The sequence below is a fragment of the Nonomuraea sp. NPDC049695 genome, from assembly GCF_040674955.1.
Taxonomy (GTDB): domain Bacteria; phylum Actinomycetota; class Actinomycetes; order Streptosporangiales; family Streptosporangiaceae; genus Nonomuraea; species Nonomuraea helvata.
The window spans coordinates 36381-55360 of sequence record NZ_JBFANV010000073.1 but is presented as its reverse complement, the minus strand read 5'-3'; the positions used below and the strand labels follow the sequence as shown (position 1 = coordinate 55360).

The window sequence follows — 18980 nt, the reverse complement described above, 5'->3', positions numbered from 1 at the left end:
CTCGGGGGGTTGGGGGGGGGGGGGGGGGCGGGGGCCACGGTTATGGTTTTTTGTAATCTTTGGGTTTCCCTTTTCTGTGGGTGGGGCCCCGGCCCCGGGCCGGGGCGCCCCCCGCCCCGCCACGCCCGCAGCGGGCGATGGCGTCCTGCCTCCGGTTCAGGACTGGTTGAACAGGGAAAGCGTCAGAGTCGAGTGGTAATCGCCGGCGGCGACGTCGGCGGGAGTGCGCAGCGCGAGGTCGGCGTTGACCTGCCAGGTGCCGATCTCGTCGGCGGAGTTCGCCGTCGACACCAGCAGCTCCTGCCCCTGCAGGCCGACGGTGGGCGCTCCCGAGCCGTCGGAGATGACGCTGGAGACGGGCTCACCGGCCGCCACCGCCCCGGAGGAGGAGTCGCTCAGCAGGCGCGGCCGCCAGCCCAGGTACTGCGGGCCGATGGGCGGCGCCGAACCGCTCGTCGCGGTGAACTCGCCGGCCTGGCCGACGACCGCCCAGAAGTCACCGGCGGGGATGTCCTCGGGCCGGCGGGTGTCGGTCACCGTGACAGTCGGCAGGGAGCCGACGAACTGGCGGGCGGCGGCGTTGGAGCCGTTCTCCTGCAGGGCCACTCCGCCGTTGTCGGCGACGGTCATGGACACCTGACCGGGAGTGGTTTTCGGCTCGATCGTCACCGACACCTCGATGCCGTTGTCGGGGTCGTCGTCCGCCACCGCGGGACCGGCCATGCCGACGCCGGCGAGCGCGACACCGAGCATCGCCGCGGCGAGTATCTGGGTGGTCCTGTTCATTTTCATGTGTTCGCTCCATTGAGGGGGTGCGGCCGGCCGGCTGCTCGGCCGGCCGGCCCCGGTTCTGCTGCCGGCGGTCAGCGGCAACTGATCGCCGGGTAGGCGGCGTCGTACGACGAGGTGACCTGCTTGCCGCCGATCGTCGCGGTCCCCTTCACGGTCACCGTGCCCGCGTCGATCTGCCCGGCCCGGCTGTTGAAGGATTGGTACGCCTGCTTGCTCGGGGCCACGTCGGCCACGGTCTTCGAACCGAATGGGGTGGTCAGGCTCACCGTCGCCGGCGCGTCCGAGCCGTTGACGGCCGTGACCGCCACGTACGCCGAGGTGCCGATGCAGCGGGACGAGGCGGAGACCGTCAGCTTGACCTGCGGCGCGGGTGCCGAGATCCTCAGCGTCAGCGTCCTGGCCTCTTCGACGTTGCCGGCCTTGTCGGCCGAGCGGTACTTCAGCTCGTGCTGCCCGTCACCGGTCACAGTGACCGGTCCGGTGTAGGCGGTCCAGTCGCCGCCGTCGAGCTGGTACTCGGTCTTGCCGACCCCGCTGCCGCCGTCCTCGTCAGTGGCCTTCAGCGTGACCGACACCGGACCGGTGAACGTACCGCCGGCCGGTTGCTCCGGATCGGTCGTCGCCGTCGTCACGGGCGCGGTCCTGTCCTCGTGCGAGCCTGCCTTGACCAGGTGGAAGTGGTCGAACGTGACCGTCTTCGACGCCGACTGGCTGGTGCCGATGGTGTACACGCCGACCTTCGCACCGGTGGCCACCGCGGCGTTCTCCACCGTCGCGGAGAGATCCGTCCAGGTCTGGCCGTCGGAGGAGTAGGAGCCGGTGTAGGTGGTGCCCGCCTTCCTCAGCCGCAGCCACCACACGCCGCTGGTGAGGTTGTTCACCTGCGGCTGCGGGTTCTGCACGGTGCCGCCGACCTCGCTGCGCAGTTCGATGCTTCGCGCCACCGTCGAGCCTGCGGAGTTGGTGGTGAGGAAGTCGAGCTTCACGTAGTCGTCGTCGCCGGTGTACACCATCAGGCCGCCCTGCTGGTACTGCTCGTTGAGCGCCGAGGCGTCCAGCTTGGTCTCCAGCGTCCAGTCGCCGCTCGGCGCCGGCTGCAGGATGAAGTTCTTCGGGCCGCTGTTGCCGGTCCCGTAGATGTCACCGGTCGTGGTGTCGAGCTCCAGCCGGCCGTTGCCGACGCGCGCCGCCGTGGCGTCGGGGCGCACGACCGCGTTCCAGCGGCAGGCGTCGAGCGCGGTGCCGTCGAACTCGTCGTCCGGGTCCGGCGCCGTCGCCTTGTCGTCCGGCGTGATGTGGAACCAGTCGAAGGACGCGTCCACCACCGGATGGTTGGCCCCGGCCAGCGAGATCAGGCCGATCTTGGGGTTGGCGATCCCGGCGAGCGGCTTGGTCTGCGGCATCGCGGTGAACGTGGTGCCGTCCGAGGAGTAGTGGGCGGTGATGTTGGTGCCGTCGCTGACGAACCGCACGTACACCGTGTCGGGGTAGGAGTCCCCGAGGTTGGCCGAGTTGCTCTGCGACACCTCGTTCGGGCTGCCGTTCTCCTCCCGGATGAACTGGAAGATACGGCTGGCGTGGTCGGAACCCGAGGTCGACCGCGCCTCGAGCACCATCTTGGCGTAGTTGTCGTCGTCGCCGTAGATGAGCAGGCCCGCCTGCTGGTACGCGTCACGCGCGTCCAGCGTGAGCTTGGCGGTGGCGGTCCACGCACCCGCCGGCGCCGGCTGCACGACGATGTTCGGCGTGTTGCCGCCCGTGCTGTAGATGTCGGTGGTCGAGGTCGGGATCACGAGCTTGCCGTCCGCGACCTTGAGGTCCTGGTTCTCCCGGATGACCGACCAGCGGTCACGGTCGAGCCCGCTGCCCAGGAAGTCGTCGGAACGGCCGGTGAAGCAGACCGTGGCCGCCGCGTCCACCTTGACCGGGACCCGGGCGGTGGCCGACGCGCCCTTGTCGTCGGTCACGGTCACCGTGGCCGTGTAGCTGCCCGGCGCGGTGTAGGTGTAGCTCGCCTCGGCCGTGGTGGGCTCCGGCGCGCCGGTCACCCCGAAGTTCCACTTGTAGGTGACCGGGTCGCCTTCGGGGTCGGTGGCCGTCGCCTTGAAGTCGACCTTCAGCGGGGCGACGCCCGTCGCCGGGGTCGCCGTCGCGGTCACGGCCGGATGCTCGTTGTCCGTGGCTCCCTTGCCGACGAAGTCGACCCAGTTGAAGTTGGCCAGGTAGGCGTCGTCGGCCGCGCTCGCCGGCTTGCGCACGACGAAGTACAGCGGTCCGCTCTCGGTCGGTGGGCTGGTCAGGTCGAGTGTGACGTCGGTGAAGGTCTGCCAGCCGCCGGTGGGCGGCACGTCGACCGAGCCGACCAGGGCGCCGGTCTCGGGGTTGCCCGCCCGGACCTGCACGGTTCCGCCGGTTCCGCCCGAGGAGGCCCGGAACCGGATCGCGGTGACGTTCGACAGGTTCACCGGGTCGAACGACCACCAGTCGCCGTCCTGGACGAACGCGATGTGCTGGTTGCCGCCCTGGGTGTCGGTCGTGGCCTCCGCCTGGACGCCCGCGGCGTCGGTCCCCTTGCCGCCGGCCACCCGGCCGGTCCGCGCGAAGTGCTCGGCCTGCTTGCGCTTGGGCTCCAGGATGATCTGGCCCCGCCCGGTCAGCGGTCCGGCGCCATTGGCGCCGCCGTCGGTGTAGCTGGCCTCGATGGCGTAGAAGAGGTTGTCGTACTCGCCGTGGCCCGCCTGCTGGGTCTGCAGGGTGCCCTCACAGCCCTTGAGCTGGTCGAGCGGGTGGCCGTGGCTGTCGTGGCCGAGGATCGCCTGGATCTTGACCTTCTCGCAGTCGATCGTGCCGTCCTCGGCGTCGGTGACGGTGACCTTGAACTTCACCTGGTCGCCGAACTCGAAGAAGGCGCCGTTCGGCGGAACGTCCACCTTGACGGTGGGACGGGTGTTGCCCGCGCTGATCGACACGCTGGCGGTGGCGGTCTTGCCGTCGGGGGTCTTGACGGTCAGGACCACGCTGTAGTCGCCCCCCTTCTCGTAGGTGAAGGTGGGGTTGGGGTCGGTGGAGTCGGTGTCACCGTCACCGTCGAGGTCCCAGGCGTAGGTGAGCGTCTTGCCCTCCGGGTCCCGGCTGCCCTCGCTGGAGAACTTGACCGTCAGCGGCAGGGGCCCGTCGGTCTTGTCCGCCGTGGCACGGGCGATCGGCGGGCGGGTGCCCTTGGTGTACTCAATGCGGTAGATGCCGGAGTCGGCGTTGTCGCCGCCGAAGCCGGAGCCCCACTCGATCATGTACAGCGCGCCGTCGGGGCCGAACTTCATGTCCATCGGCTTCTTGAACGACAGGGAGCCGAGGATCGGGTTCATCTCGACGACCTTGCTACCGTTCTCGTCGAGCTGGAACGACCACACCTTGTCGTTGTTCCACTCACCGAAAATGGCCTTGCCGTCCCAGTACGCCGGCCACTTCACGTCCGACTGCAGGTTCGGGTCGGAGCGGTAGACCGGGCCGCCCATCGGCGCGCCACCGCTCAGCTCCGGGAAGTTCTGCGGATCGGCCGCGTAGTGGTACCAGATCGTCGCCGGGATCACCGGCGGCAGGCTGGTCAGGCCGTCGTTGTTCGGCGAGTCGTTGACCGGCGCGGCACAGTTGAACGGCGACCCCGACTGCTTGGTGGCGAAGTTGTAGTCGACGTACGGGGTGTTGTTGCCGATGCAGTACGGCCAGCCGAAATTGCCCGGCTTCGTGATGAGGTTCCACTCGACCGTGTTCTGCGGACCCCGGGTGGAACTCGCCGCGTTGGCGTCGGGACCGTACTCACCGAGCATGATGTTGCCCGTCTTCGGGTCGAGACCCATGCGGAACGGGTTGCGCAGGCCCATGCCGTAGATCTCCGGCTTGGTCTTCGCCGTGCCGGGCGCGAACAGGTTGCCGGACGGGATGGTGTAGGTGCCGTCGGCCTCGGGGTGGATCCGCAGCAGCTTGCCGCTCAGGCTGTTGGTGTTGCCCGCGGTGCGCTGGGAGTCCCAGTTGGCGCGGCCGGACTGTTCGTCGAGCGGCGCGTAGCCGTCGGAGGCGAACGGGTTGGTGTTGTCGCCCGTGCCCAGCCACAGATTGCCGGTCTTGGGGTCCATCACCATGCCGCCGCCGTGGTGGCAGCATTCGGCCCGCTGCACCGGTACGTCGAGGATCTTCTTCTCGCTCGTCAGGTCCACGGTGTCACCGGTGACGGTGAACCTGCTCAGCCGGTCGACGTTCGTCCCGGTAGGCGAGTAGTAGAGATAAACCCAGTGGTTGGAGTCGAAGCCGGGATCGAGCGTCAGCCCGAGCAGGCCGCTCTCGTTGGCGGTGAAGACGTTAAGCTTCGCCGCCGTCACCGTGCCGCCGGCCGGCTTGATGATCTTCACCTCGCCGAGCCGGTCGATGTAGAAGACCCGGCCGTCCTTGGCGACGTCCAGCATCATCGGGTTCGACGTGTTGTCGTCGAGCGTGACCTTCTCGAAGCTGCTGCTCTGCGAGGCCGAGCAGTCGGCCTTGACCGCGCCGGCGGCGGTCTGGATGCCGCCGAGAAGCAGCTTCAGGAAGTTGGGCTCGCTGTAGTTCTCCTTGAGATGGCCGAGCCCGGTGTACCACGAACGGCCGCCGTCGAAGTCCTGACACCACGTGTTCGGGTGGTCGGCGCCCATCGTGGCGCCGGTGTAGGACTTCTCGTCCATCGACGTCAGCACGTGGACCGTGCTCCGCGGGTTCGCCTGGTAGTCGTACCATTCGTCGGTACGGGTCCAGGTCGTCGGCAGGTCCTTGGTCGCCGGGTGCGCTGGGTCCTCGACCTTGACCGTGGCCTGCTGGATCGCCGGGTGCTGCTTGAAGTACGCCCCGACCAGCTTGCCGTACCAGGCCCAGTTGTACCCGCTGTCGGCGGCGGCGTGGACGCCCACGAAGCCGCCGCCGCCCTGGATGTAGCGCTGAAAGGCGTCCTTCTGCTCCTGCGTGCCCAGCGGGTCACCGGTCGTGGACATGAAGACCACGGCCTGGTACCGCGCCAGGTTCTGGTCCGTGAACAGGGCGCTGTCCTCGGTCGTGTCGACCGCGAAGTTGTTCTCCTGGCCGAGCTTCTGCACGGCCGCGATGCCCTCGGGGATCGAGTCGTGCCGGAAGCCGGTCGTCTTGGAGAAGACGAGCACTTTGAAAGCGGGCTCCGCGGCCGTGGCGGCCTTGGCGCTCACCGGCGCCGCGAGGAGCGTGAGGAAAGGGGCGACGAGGGCTAAGGCCATCGTGGCAGCGGTTCGACGTCTCGGGCGTCGTCCGCTTTCTGGCAGGACCGCGTTGAGCAGCCTGCCCCATATTCGAGGACGTGGTGACATGGAAACCCTTCCTGACCGGGGGACGTCAGGCAAGGCGCGCGCCGCCGCGCTTGTTGCCACTTGGTGGTAGCGGATGTTGCGGTTGCTGGAGGGTGCCGTCTCCAGGTCTGTGGGGCCGTCGCTAAGGTGCCGGCCTGGGCAGTGAATCCAAGATCGTCGGATCGTCGATGATGTGGTTGACCACCATGCTCGCGGCGCCCCGGGAGGCGGCGCCGAAGCCGAGTGTGGAGGCGACGAATCGGCACTGGGCGGCGGGATCGGCCACCACGAGTCGGCGCAGCTGATCTTGCGCGTGCGGCAGCAGCCACTCGGCCAGGGAGGCGAAGTAGCCGCCAATGACGATCACTCGCGGGTTGAACAGGTTGGCCAGGATCGAGCCGCCGAGCCCGAGCCACTCGCCTACCTGCGCCACCGCCGTCATCATCCGCCGGTCGCCCGAGGCCAGCCCTCTGGCGATCTCGGCCACCCGTTCGTCGGGGTCGGGCACCGGCATGCCGGGCAGCCCGTACGCCTGTTCGGGCATGGCCGCGCGTACGAGCGCGGCCAGGCCGACCTTGGTCTCCCAGCAGCCGATGCGGCCACAGCCGCATCGGTCGCCGTTGGGGTCGACCCGCAGATGTCCGACCTCGCCAGAGAATCCGTCCGCTCCGCGCAGAAGTTCGCCGCCTGAGATGATGCCGCCGCCCACGCCCACCTCTCCGGTGAGATAGACCAGGTGAGGCGTGCCGGCGGCGACGCCGGAGGTGTATTCGGCCAGGGCGGCGAGGTTCGCGTCGTTGTCCACCCGCACCGGCACTCTCCGCCGGCCGAGTATGGAGCTCAGCTGCTCGGCCAGAGGCAGGTTGCGCCAGTGGAGGTTCGGCGCGAGTGTCACGACGCCGCGGGTCACGTCCACGAGTCCCGGGACGGCCACCACGATGCCGGAGGGGACAGCTCCGGCCCGCCGCATCGCCTCCACGGCTTCCTTGGCCACGAGCCCGAGCCGGCGCACGGCGCTGTCCGGGTCGCTGCCCATCGCGTCGTGAACCAGCCGGCGCTCGACCAGGCTCCGGCCGCTGAGATCGGTGCCGTGGACCGCGATGTAGTCGACGTTGATCTCCATGCCCAGGGCGCCGACGTGCGCGCCGTGCAGTGCCACCGCCCGTCTGGGACGGCCGATCGCTCCCACGTGCTCGACGCCGACCTCCCGCACCAGCCGCCGTTCCAGGAGCTCGGCCATGAGGTTGGAGACGGTGGCCCGGTGCAGCCCGGTCGCCTGCGCGATCTCGGCACGGGACAGGGATGTGTGGTCGCGCAACTCGCGCAGCACCAGCGAGAGATTCGCCCGGCGCAGCGTGGCGGGACCCGTCGGCGCGGCGCCGCCCGGGGCGCGGGAGCGGGACGGTCTGTACGCCACCCGCACCACCTGCCCGTTTGTTTGTCTCCGCGATCAATTAATCAGGGTTGTAACACGGCGATGTCGGAGCACGCACCCCTCACATTCGTAACGAGTTGGCATCGCTCATCTCCGTGCACTTCAGCCCCGTTTCTCGCTTCAGTTATCGGAACGTTATGCAAGTTACGAACGATTTAATACTTGTGCCCGCAGGAAGTCGTGCCTTTAATTCGGCTAGCCATCTGAACTAATCGAGGAGGGGGCGTGGACCACATCCGGGCCGACGGCCACGCGACCGACTCGATGAGTCGCGGCGGGTCCGCGGGAGCTCCCGCGGACCAGGCCACCGTGCGCCGTTCCAACCTCGCTCTCGTGCTGCGTCACGTCAGCGCGTGCGGCCCGTGCACCAGATCGGCCGTCGCAGCCGCGACCGGGCTGAACAAGGCGACCGTCACCAGCCTGGTCAGCGAGTTGCAGGCGCGCGGACTGGTCAAGGAGATGGGGCCGCAGCACGCCGGCTCCGTCGGCCGCCCGGGTGTCGCGCTCACCCTGGACGGCTCCCGGGTCGGCGCCCTCGGCATGGAAGTCAACGTCGACTACATCGCCGCGATCGCCACCGACCTGGCCGGCAGGGTGATCATCGACCGGCGCATCGGCTTCGACGCCATGGGCTCCGGCCCGGAACGCTCGCTGGACGAGCTGGCCCGCATGGCCGAGAGGACCGTCGCCGACCTCGACCGGCTCGGGATCATGCCGGCCGGGATCATCGTGGCCGTCCCCGGCCTGATCGACACCACCACCGGCACCGTCGTCGTCGCCCCGAACCTCGGCTGGCGCGGGGTGGCGGTCGCGGAGCGGCTGTCCCGCGCGAACATCGCCGCGGACATCCCCGTCGCGGTGGAGAACGACGCCAACCTCGCCGCCCTCGCCGAGTACACCTCGGGCGTCGCGGCGGGCACCTCCGACCTGGTCTACCTCACAGGCGAGGTGGGCATCGGCGGCGGCGTCATCGCCGGCGGCCGGCTGCTGGGCGGAGCGGACGGATTCGCGGGGGAGGTCGGCCACGTCATGATCGATCCCTCCGGCGAGTCGTGCCGCTGCGGCCGGGTCGGCTGCTGGGAGACCAAAGTCGGGCTGGCCGCGCTGGTCCGCATGGCCACACCTGACCGCGCGTACGGTACCGGCCCGCAGGTCGTCCGCGACCCGGAAGAGCGGCTGGCCGAGATCGAGCAGCGGCGGGCCGAAGGAGATCCCCGCGTCGACGCCGCCGCCGCGGAGGTGGGCCGGTGGCTCGGAACCGGGGCGGCCATGCTGGTCAACCTCTTCAACCCACGGGTGATCGTGCTGGGCGGGTACTTCGCGCGACTCGCAGACCTGCTCATCCCCGCGGCGCACCAGACGTTGGCACGCGTGGGCATGAGCGACGCCGTCGAGCGCTGCCGGTTCGTCGCCTCCGACCTCGGCTTCGGCGCCGCCTCACGCGGAGCGGCCGGAGTCGTCGCCGAACGAGCACTGTCCGACCCCACAAGCATCTCGATCCGAACGTCTCCAACCATCGGGGTTGTCGAGGGACCCCCGATGGCCTGATCGCCACAGTCAGCCGACCCGCGTGTCCGCCACGCGGTCCCGATCTACCGCCCGCTACCTGAACCTCCCGTCCGCCTGACCGTCCTGTTCCGCACCGCCTCGGCATATCCCGCCCATCCCGCGTGCCGCGGCCATGAGGCATGCGGTCAGGCGGACGGGAACCCCCGTACCCCTTTTCCCCGTGCCCTGTCCCACCCAGAACGTCCCGCCCGCCTGATCGGTCATCCGGAGCCGCACCGGCACCGTTGACGCCGACCTCGGTGCCGTCGCGGCGGTGCCAACCGGCGCCGTCAGGCGGGCGGGGCCATCAGGCGGGCACCCACGCCGTAATCGAGGGAGGCCCTTGTGCCGCGGTCGCCATCCGACTCGTCATCGCTGCTCGTGATGCGAGGAATCGTCAAGCAGTTCCCGGGCGTGCGCGCCTTGGACGGTGTGAACCTCGAGGTCAGAGCCGGAGAGGTGCACTGCCTGCTCGGCCAGAACGGCGCCGGGAAGTCCACGCTCATCAAGATCCTGTCCGGTGCCCACGAACCCGACGAGGGCGAGGTGCTGCTCGACGGCTCGCCCGTACGGCTGGCGCCTCCGACCGCGGCGATGGGCCACGGGATCGCCACCATCTACCAGGAGCTCGACCTGGTGGCCGGATTGAGCGTGACGGAGAACATCTTCCTCGGCCACGAGCCGGCGACCTTCGGCTTCTCCCGCCGGGCCGAGGGCGACCGGGCGGCGGCCAAGCTGCTCGAGCGGCTGGGGCACGGCGAGATCCGCCCCCGCATCGAGGTGGGCTCGCTGTCGCCGGCGCACAAGCAGATCGTCAGCATGGCCAGGGCGCTGTCGCACTCGGCCCGGCTGATCATCATGGACGAGCCGTCGGCCGCGCTGGACCACGACGAGGTCGGCAACCTGTTCCGGGTGATCCGTGACCTCACCTCCCAGGGCGTGGCGGTGGTCTACATCTCCCACCGGCTGGAGGAGATCCGCGAGATCGGCGACCGGGTCACCGTGCTGAAGGACGGCCGCACGGTCGCGGTGGGGCTGGCAGCCAAGGACACCCCGACCTCGAAGATCGTGGCGCTGATGACCGGGCGCAACGTCGAGTACGTCTTCCCGCCCCGGACGGGCAGGGGAGTCCATGAGGGGCGGCGCGAGGTGCTGCGGGTGGAGAACCTGACGCTGCCCGGCCGGTTCGCGGACGTGTCGTTCAGCATCAGGGCCGGGGAGATCGTCGGCCTGGCCGGCCTGGTCGGCTCCGGTCGCAGCGAGATCATCGAGGCGATCTACGGCGCGCGGCGGGCCCGCGGCCGGGTCGTGCTCGACGGGCGGACGGTGCGGCCGGGCAGCACGACCCGCGCGGTGCGGATGGGCATGGGCCTGGCCCCCGAGGAGCGCAAGGCGCAGGCGTTGCTGCTGGACCACCCCGTCGCGCAGAACATCACGCTCGCGAGCCTGAGCCGCTACACCAGGCCGCGGTGGCTGGGCTGGCTCGACCGCCGGGCCGAGTTCGCCGAGGCAGAACGGCTGTCACAGGCGCTGGACATCCGCCCGCCCGATCCGCGCCGCCCGATCAGGACCTTGTCGGGCGGCAACCAGCAGAAGGCGGTGCTGGGACGCTGGCTGGCCGAGGACCGCAAGCTGCTGCTGCTGGACGAGCCCACACGGGGTGTGGACGTCGGCGCCCGGGCCGAGCTGTACGCGCTGGTGCGCAAGCTCGCCGGCGACGGCATCGGCGTGCTGCTGGTGTCCAGCGAGGTGCCCGAGGTGCTGGGCCTGGCCGACCGGGTGCTGGTCATCCGCGAGGGCCGGATCGTCCATGAGGCGCCCGCCGAGGACCTGGACGAGCACCGGGTGCTCGACCTGGTGATGGTCTCCGCAGGCCAGAGGCCCGGATCCGATGCGGCGAATCCCCCCACCGAAGGAGCATCGCATGACTGAGGTTGATCAGGCCGCGCCGACAGGTCCGCGATGGAAAGCGGGACCGGGCGGGCAGTTCGGCCGGCTGGGTGAGGTCCGGCATCTGGGGCTGGTCGCGGCGTTGGTACTGCTGGCGATCGTGGGATTGGTGACGAAGCCGGAGAACTTCGCCACCTCCTCCAACGTGGTGAGCATCCTGGCGCTGGCCTCGACCATCGGGGTGATCACTGTTGGCATGACGTTCGTGATCATCGGTGGTGGCATCGATCTGTCGGTGGGCGCGCTGATGGCGTTGGCGTCGGTGTGGGCGACCACGCTGGCGACCCAGTCCTACGGGCCGGTCGTGATGATCGTGTGTGCGGTGCTGGTGGGCACCGGCGCGGGAGTGCTGAACGGCATCTTGATCTCCTACGGCCGGATGGTGCCGTTCATCGCGACGCTGGCGATGATGGTGGCCGCACGCGGTCTGGCGCAGCGGATGTCCAACCAGCGCACACAGCTCGTGCAGCAGGACAACTCGATGATCGTGAGCCTGTCGACCACACGGGTGCTCGGGCTGCCGCTGCTGGTGTACGTGTTCGCGCTGGTGGTGCTGCTCGGCTGGCTGGTGCTCAACCGCACGACGTTCGGCCGGCGCACTTACGCGGTGGGCGGCAACCCCGAGGCCGCCCGCCTGGCCGGCATCGACGTGCGCAAGCACACGCTGCTGTTGTACGCACTGTCGGGGTTGTGCTGCGGGATCGCCGCGGTGCTGATCATGGCCAGGACCACGACCGGTTCGTCCACACACGGCGACCTGTACGAGCTGGACGCGATCGCCGCAGTGATCATCGGCGGGACGCTGCTGAGCGGCGGCCGGGGCACGATCATCGGATCGATCCTCGGTCTGCTGATCTTCACTGTGATCACCAACCTGTTCATCCTGAACGGCCTGAACACCGCCGACCAGCTCATCGCCAAGGGCGCGATCATCGTCGCCGCCGTGCTGCTGCAGCGGCGAAGCCTCAGAACACACACCTGACACCAGGGCCGGATCGCAAGCCCTCCGGCTTCAGCAAGGAGAGAAGACATGGATAAGAACGTCGCCCGGCGCGGCTTCCTCTTCAGCGGCGCCGCCCTCGGCGCGGGCGCCCTCATCAGCGCCTGCACCAGCAACGAGCCGGTCGCCACCCAGCAGGCGAGCGCGCCCGCCGCCGCTCCCGCGGCCAAGGAAGGCAACGACGCCCCTGGCGAGAAGGTCGTCATCGGCTTCTCGGCCCCGGCCGCCGACCACGGCTGGATCGCCGCCATCAGCAAGAACGCGGCGGACGCGGCCAAGCAGTACACCGACGTCGAATTCAAGCCGGTCGAGCCGACCAACGACATCAACCAGCAGATCTCGGCGGTGGAGTCGCTGATCCAGGCCAAGGTCAACGTGCTGGTGATCCTGCCGAACGACGGCCAGCAGCTCAACCAGGTCGCCCGGCAGGCCATGGACGCGGGCATCCCTGTGGTCAACGTGGACCGCGTCTTCCCGGACAAGCTGTCGTACCGGGCCTGGATCGGAGGGGACAACTACGGCATGGGTGTGGCCGCCGGACACCACATCGGCAAGACGCTGAAGGACAAGGGCATCTCCAACCCGGTCATCCTGGAGATCCAGGGCATCGCCACGCTGCCGCTGACCCAGGACCGCAGCAAGGGCTTCGCCGACGCGCTGAAGACGTACGGCTTCAAGGTGACCGCCCAACAGGACGCCAAGTTCACGGTGGAGTCCGGAACGCAGGTGGCCGCCAACCTGCTCCAGGCGCACAAGAAGATCGACGCGATCTGGAACCACGACGACGACCAGGGCATCGGCGTGCTGGCGGCGATCAAGGAGGCCGGTCGCAACGAGTTCTTCATGGTCGGCGGGGCGGGCTCGGCCAACGCGATGCGTGACATCCAGGCCGACAGCGGCGTGCTGAAGGCCACCGTCACCTATCCCCCCACCATGGCCGCCTCGGCGATCAAGATCGCCCGGCTGATCGCCCAGGGCAAGGGCATGAGCGACCTGCTGGAGCAGCAGGTGCCGCAGTCGATCACACTGGCTTCTGAGACCATCACCAAGGAGAACGCCGCCCAGTACCTGCCTCTCGGGTTCGAGTCATGAGGCCCGTCATCGGGATCGGCATGGTCGGCTACGCGTTCATGGGCCGTACCCACTCCCAGGCGTGGCGCAGCGTGGACGCGTTCTTCGACCTGCCGTTCAGGCCCTCGATGGTGGCGGTGGCCGGCAGATCCGCCGAGGCGACCGCGCAGGCCGCCGAGAAGCTGGGGTGGGCCGGCGCGGAGACCGACTGGAAGCGCCTGCTCGACCGCGACGACGTGCAGATCGTCGACATCTGCACGCCCGGCGACTCGCACGCCGAGATCGCCGTCGCGGCGCTGGCGGCAGGCAAGCACGTGATCTGCGAGAAGCCGCTCGCCAACACCGTGGCCGAGGCCGAGGCCATGGCCGTGGCGGCGAAGGAGGCGGCGGCGCGCGGCGTGCGCAGCATGGTCTCCTTCAACTACCGCCGCGTGCCCGCCGTCGCGCTGGCCAGGCGGTTCGTCGAAGAGGGCATGCTCGGCGAGATCCGGCACGTACGGGCGCAGTATCTGCAGGACTGGATCGTCGACCCGGAATTCCCCCTGGTCTGGCGGCTCCAGAAGGACAAGGCCGGCTCCGGAGCCCTCGGCGACATCGGCGCCCACATCATCGACGTCGCCGAGTTCATCACCGGCGAGTGGCTGACCGGGGTGGCGGCGCTGACCGAGACCTTCGTCAAGGAGCGTCCTTTGGCGGCCAGTTCGGCCGGGCTCTCGGCCGGCGGCGGAACCGGGAGGGGCGCGGTCACCGTGGACGACGCGGCGCTGTTCATCGGCCGGCTCAGCGGCGGCGGGCTGGCCTCCTTCGAGGCCACCCGCTTCGCGACCGGGCGCAAGAACGCGCTGCGCATCGAGATCAACGGCGCCCTCGGCAGCCTGGCCTACGACTTCGAGTCGATGAACGACCTGTGGTTCCACGACCACACCATCGACAGCGCAGAGCACGGATTCCGGCGGGTGCTGGTCACCGAGCCGGACCACCCGTACGCAGGGGCGTGGTGGCCGCCGGGTCACGGCCTCGGGTACGAGCACGCCTTCGTCCATGAGACGAAGGACTTCCTGGAGGCGATCGCCGCCGGCACCGACCCCACGCCGTCCTTCGAGGACGGCCTGCGGGTGCAGCGGGTGCTGGCGGCCGTCGAGCAGAGCGCGGCTGAGGACAGCCGCTTCATCACTGTGGAGGGTTCATGACGAGGCCGGTCACGTTGTTCACGGGGCAGTGGGCGGATCTGCCGTTCGAGGAGGTCTGCCGGCTGGCGTCGGAGTGGGGCTACGACGGCCTGGAGATCGCCTGCTGGGGCGACCACTTCGAGGTCGACAAGGCTCTCGCGGACGACTCCTACATCGAACGCAAGAAGGAGACCCTGGCCAAGTACAACCTCGGGGTGTGGACGATCTCCAACCACCTGGTCGGCCAGGCAGTCTGCGACCACCCCATCGACGAGCGCCACAAGGGCATCGTTCCCGCCCGCATCTGGGGTGATGGCGAACCCGAAGGCGTACGGCGGCGCGCCGCCGAAGAGATCAAGAACACCGCCCGCGCGGCGGCCGCGCTCGGCGTCACGACCGTCGTCGGCTTCACCGGCTCGTCGATCTGGCACACGCTGGCGATGTTCCCGCCGGTGCCCCCATCGATGATCGAGGCGGGCTACGCCGACTTCGCCGACCGGTGGAACCCGATCCTCGACGTCTTCGACGAAGTCGGGGTGCGCTTCGCCCATGAGGTGCACCCGAGCGAGATCGCCTACGACTACCACACCACGGTCCGGACGCTGGAGGCCATCGGGCACCGGCCTGCCTTCGGGCTGAACTGGGACCCCTCGCACATGGTGTGGCAGGACCTGGACCCGGCGAACTTCATCCTCGACTTCGCCGACCGGATCTACCACGTGGACTGCAAGGATGCCCGGGTGGCCACCCGCGACGGCCGGCGCGGCCGCCTGTCCTCCCACCTGGCCTGGGCCGACCCCCGGCGAGGCTGGGACTTCGTGTCCACCGGCCGGGGCGACGTGCCGTGGGAGGCGTGCTTCCGCGCGCTCAACCACATCGGCTACGACGGCCCCATCTCCATCGAGTGGGAGGACGCGGGCATGGACCGGCTGCACGGCGCGCCGGAATCCCTTGCCTACATCCGTTCCCTCAATGCCATCACCCCACCGGCCGCGGCGTTCGACGCCGCCTTCTCCTCTGAGTGACACATCACGCCGGGGCGGCGGCCGCAGGTGGCCGCCGCCCCGGCGTCGCACCGCCGAGACTCCACCGAAACGGCTCAGCTCCTCGGCGGTGCTGCGCTCTCGCGGATCGTCGCTCAGGGCCCGGGGGATGGACAACCCCAGCTCGCGAGCGGCCTGGTAGACGCCGAGCGCTTGCAGGTCGAGACGCCAGAGCGTCCGTTGAGCACTTTCGACACGGTGGGGATCGAGCCGGCCACCGGCTCGCCCGATCGGTTGCCCGTCACGTTCACCCTTGCTCATCCGCGGGGTCCTACTCAAGGAAACTAGTGAGCAAGGCCGCCCAAAACTTTCGGGTCGCGAGCCTGCCGGCCGAAGTCCGTCTCCACCGACAAGCCGGCTTTTCACCCAGGGGGCCGACGCAGGCGAGCGTAGACGGTCGGCTCGTGCAGCCGGGATATGGCTGTTATCGCAGGTGCAGCACGCCTTTCCGCAAGACACGTTCGATAGTACGGTTTCGCGAGAAACTTTCGCACTGCGCTCGGGAGAAGCATGCCTCCTCGCTACTTCGAAGACTTCTCACCTGGCTACGGCGGGCTGGCACCGCGCGCCGTTCTCGTTTCAGACGCCCCGCGGCTCGACCTGAACGGTGACTGGGCGTTCCGTTTCTCTCAGACGGGCCTCGACGAGCCGGACGGCTTCGAGCTGCCCACCTACGACGACAAGGAATGGGATCGGCTCCCCGTTCCCTCGCACTGGCAGCTCCATGGGTACGGCAAGCCCGCATACCTGAACATCCCTTACCCGATTCCGCTGGATCCCCCGTTCGTTCCGGACGAGAACCAGACCGGTGACTACCGCCGGGTCTTCGACCTGCCCGGGTCGTGGGAGGGAATCCCTGCCGTGATGCGCTTCGAGGGCGTGGACTCGTGCGCGCGGGTCTGGCTCAACGGGCTGGAACTGGGTGTGAGCCGGGGCAGCCGCCTGCCGGTGGAGTTCGATGCATCCGAGGCGCTGCGTCCCGGATGTAACGTCCTGACGGCCAGGGTTCACCAGTACTCCTCGGGCACCTACCTGGAGGACCAGGACACCTGGCGGTTGTCCGGCATCTTCCGCGACGTCGCACTGCTGGCCCGGCCCGTCGGCGGGATCCGGGACGTGTTCGTGCACGCCGACTATGACGCCTCGAGCGGCGGCGGGCAGGTCCGATTCGAGGTGGAAGCGGGGGCATCCGTTCAGGTCAGCATCCCTCTGCTCGGGGTGAGTGCCGCCTCCGCCGGGGAGACCTTGACGTTCGACCAGGTGCGGCCGTGGAGCGCGGAGGAACCGTTTCTGTACGAGGCCGTCCTCGCCACCCCGGCCGAACAGGTGCGCGTACGATTCGGCTTCCGCACCGTCGCCATCAACGACTCCGGCGTGCTGACCGTGAACGGACGGCGAGTGGTGCTGCGCGGCGTCAACCGGCACGAGTTCGACCCCGATCGCGGGCGCGTGATGAGCTTGGAGCTCATGCGCCGCGACGTGGAACTGATGAAGCAGCACAACATCAACGCCGTCCGCACCTCGCACTACCCGCCCCACCCCGCCTTCCTGGACCTCTGCGACGAGCTCGGCCTCTGGGTCATGCTGGAATGCGACCTGGAGACCCACGGCTTCGAACAGACGCGTCCCGAGCCCTGGCAGCGGAACCCCTCGGACGATCCGCAGTGGCGTGACGCCTATCTCGATCGCATCCAGCGAACCGTGGAACGCGACAAGAACCACCCCAGCGTCATCGCCTGGTCGCTCGGCAACGAGGCGGGCGACGGGCAGAACCTCGCGGCGATGGCCGCGTGGATCCACCAGCGAGACCCGTCCCGGCCGGTCCACTACGAAGGCGACCGGCTGGCCCGCTACGTCGACATCTACGGCGAGATGTACCGCACCCCGGCCGTCGTCCGCCGCATCGGTCAGGGACGGCTACGGCCAGGGGAGATGTTCTATCCGCCCCGCGACGGCGCGGGCGACCCGGCGGACGAACCCCGCAACAGCAAGCCCTTCGTCTACACCGAGTTCGCGCACGCGATGGGCAACGGCCCCGGTGGCCTGGCGGAATACATGCGGCTGTGCGAACAGCACCCGCGCGTCCAAGGCGGGTTCGTGTGGGAGTGGATGGACCAGGGCCTGCGCTCCACCGACGCCCTTGGCCGTGAGTTCTTCGCTTACGGCGGCGACTTCGGGGAGGACCTGCATGACGGGAACTTCATCTGCGACGGCCTCATGTTCCCGGACCGGACGCCGTCACCGGGCATGCTGGAGTACCAGAAGGTCAACGAGCCCGTCGTCATCGAGCCGGGCAGCCCCGGACACATCTCGGTCCGCAACCGCTACGCCTTCCTGGACCTGTCCCACCTGCGGTTCACCTGGTCGCTTTCCCGGGAAGGGATCCCGATCGCCGGCGGGCCGCTCGCGTTGCCGCACGTCGCCGCCGGGGAGCGCATTGAGATCCCCATCCCCGAGGCGTACGAGGAAGGCGAACGATGGTTGACCGTGCAGGCTGAGCTGGCGAACCCCACCGCGTGGGCGCCCGAGGGCCATGTGGTGGCATGGGGCCAGATTCCGCCTGCCGGGACCGGTGCCCGCGCTGCCCTGACCGATAGGCGGGTACCCGCCGAGACGGCCGGCGAGCACATCGTCCTCGGCCCGGCCCGTTTCGACCGGCGTACGGGGACGCTGGTCATCCTCGGCGACCACCGTTGTGACGGCCCGCAGCTGGCACTGTGGCGCGCGCCCACGGACAACGACGCCGCATGGGCGCAGGGCGACGCCCGCTACTGGAAGGGGCGCGGCCTGGACCGGCTGCGCCACCGCACCGTGTCCGTCGATCCGGGCGATACGGGCCTGGCCGTCGTGGTGCGCAGCTCGGCTGCCAACTCCGACTGCGGCTACCTCAGCACGTACCGCTGGGACACCGACGGGCAGCGCCTGCGGGTGCGGGTGCACACCGAGCCGTTCGGCCACTGGCCCGAACGGGCGGATGTCTTCGCCGAGGCGATGGTGGACCCCGACCTGCCGGACGAGGAGCGCACGGAGCTCCTGCGCCGGGACAAGGCCCCCTCCGTGGCGCGAATCGGCCTCGTCTGGCAGCTTCCCCAGGAATGGTCGCAGATCCAGTGGTTCGGCGCGGGACCCGGCGAAGCGTACCCCGACTCGCGGCAGGCGGCGCGGATCGGCCGCTTCCACGCCACGGTCGACGACCTGCAGACCCCGTACGTCCGCCCGCAGGACAACGGCACTCGCGCTGACGTGCGGTGGGCCGAGATCACCGACCCGGCGGGCGCGGGAATCCGCATCGAGGGCGAGCCTGCGTTCAGCCTTGCCGCCCGGCGCTGGAGCGACCGGCACCTCGCGGCGGCCCGGCACCAGACCGACCTGGTCCCCGAGCCGCTGATCTACCTGTACACCGACCATGTCGTACACGGCGTCGGATCCGGGGCGGTCGGTCCTGGCGTCCTTCCCCAGTACCGGCTCGACGTCAGGGCCGCAGACTTCGCCTTCATCCTGTCGACGACGTCCTGAACGAAGAGCCACCGCCCCGCGCCTGCGCGGGGCGGTGGTCCGCTGCAAGCTGTGCGCCCTCGACGGCGAACTCCTGAGGGCGTGGCAATGCTTCGATCACGAAGACTCCTTATT

General features: G+C 69.4%; 10 protein-coding genes. 7 read left to right on the top strand and 3 right to left on the bottom strand.

Going from position 1 to position 18980, the window contains the following annotated elements; translation table 11 throughout:
• Positions 1-156: 156 nt before the first annotated feature.
• The 3 genes from AB0J64_RS42365 to AB0J64_RS42355 form a co-directional block, all read right to left on the bottom strand.
• A complete protein-coding gene (locus tag AB0J64_RS42365; RefSeq protein ID WP_364040893.1) occupies positions 157-792 on the bottom strand; it encodes a hypothetical protein in 636 nt (211 codons plus the stop codon).
• A gap of 71 nt (positions 793-863) precedes the next feature.
• Positions 864-6065 (bottom strand): ThuA domain-containing protein, encoded by a 5202-nt coding sequence (locus tag AB0J64_RS42360; protein WP_364040890.1) that lies wholly within the window; start codon positions 6063-6065, stop codon positions 864-866.
• 211 nt (positions 6066-6276) lie between these two features.
• On the bottom strand, positions 6277-7551 hold the full coding sequence (locus AB0J64_RS42355; RefSeq protein ID WP_364040887.1) for an ROK family transcriptional regulator: 1275 nt from the start codon (positions 7549-7551) through the stop codon (positions 6277-6279).
• Positions 7552-7794: 243 nt separating this feature from the next.
• Between AB0J64_RS42355 and AB0J64_RS42350 the strand changes: the two genes are divergently transcribed.
• The 7 genes from AB0J64_RS42350 to AB0J64_RS42320 all read left to right on the top strand — a co-directional run bounded on the left by AB0J64_RS42350 (position 7795) and on the right by AB0J64_RS42320 (position 18866).
• Positions 7795-9117 (top strand): ROK family transcriptional regulator, encoded by a 1323-nt coding sequence (locus tag AB0J64_RS42350; protein ID WP_364040884.1) that lies wholly within the window; start codon positions 7795-7797, stop codon positions 9115-9117.
• A 384-nt stretch (positions 9118-9501) separates the two neighbouring features.
• The gene (locus tag AB0J64_RS42345) at positions 9502-11049 is read left to right on the top strand and encodes a sugar ABC transporter ATP-binding protein (RefSeq protein ID WP_364040881.1); all 1548 of its coding nucleotides are present in this window, start codon (positions 9502-9504) and stop codon (positions 11047-11049) included.
• Positions 11042-12049: an ABC transporter permease gene (locus tag AB0J64_RS42340; RefSeq protein ID WP_364040878.1), complete on the top strand. Its 1008-nt coding sequence runs from the start codon at positions 11042-11044 to the stop codon at positions 12047-12049. Before AB0J64_RS42345 ends, AB0J64_RS42340 begins: the two co-directional genes overlap by 8 nt.
• Before the next feature lie 48 nt (positions 12050-12097).
• The gene (locus AB0J64_RS42335; protein ID WP_364040875.1) at positions 12098-13159 is read left to right on the top strand and encodes an ABC transporter substrate-binding protein; all 1062 of its coding nucleotides are present in this window, start codon (positions 12098-12100) and stop codon (positions 13157-13159) included.
• Positions 13156-14328 (top strand): Gfo/Idh/MocA family oxidoreductase, encoded by a 1173-nt coding sequence (locus AB0J64_RS42330; RefSeq protein WP_364040872.1) that lies wholly within the window; start codon positions 13156-13158, stop codon positions 14326-14328. Before AB0J64_RS42335 ends, AB0J64_RS42330 begins: the two co-directional genes overlap by 4 nt.
• Positions 14325-15332, top strand: coding sequence for a sugar phosphate isomerase/epimerase family protein (locus AB0J64_RS42325; RefSeq protein ID WP_364040869.1), 1008 nt, complete (start codon positions 14325-14327; stop codon positions 15330-15332). Before AB0J64_RS42330 ends, AB0J64_RS42325 begins: the two co-directional genes overlap by 4 nt.
• A gap of 528 nt (positions 15333-15860) precedes the next feature.
• Positions 15861-18866, top strand: a complete 3006-nt coding sequence (locus AB0J64_RS42320; RefSeq protein ID WP_364040866.1) for a glycoside hydrolase family 2 TIM barrel-domain containing protein — start codon at positions 15861-15863, stop codon at positions 18864-18866.
• The last annotated feature ends 114 nt before the right edge of the window (positions 18867-18980 follow it).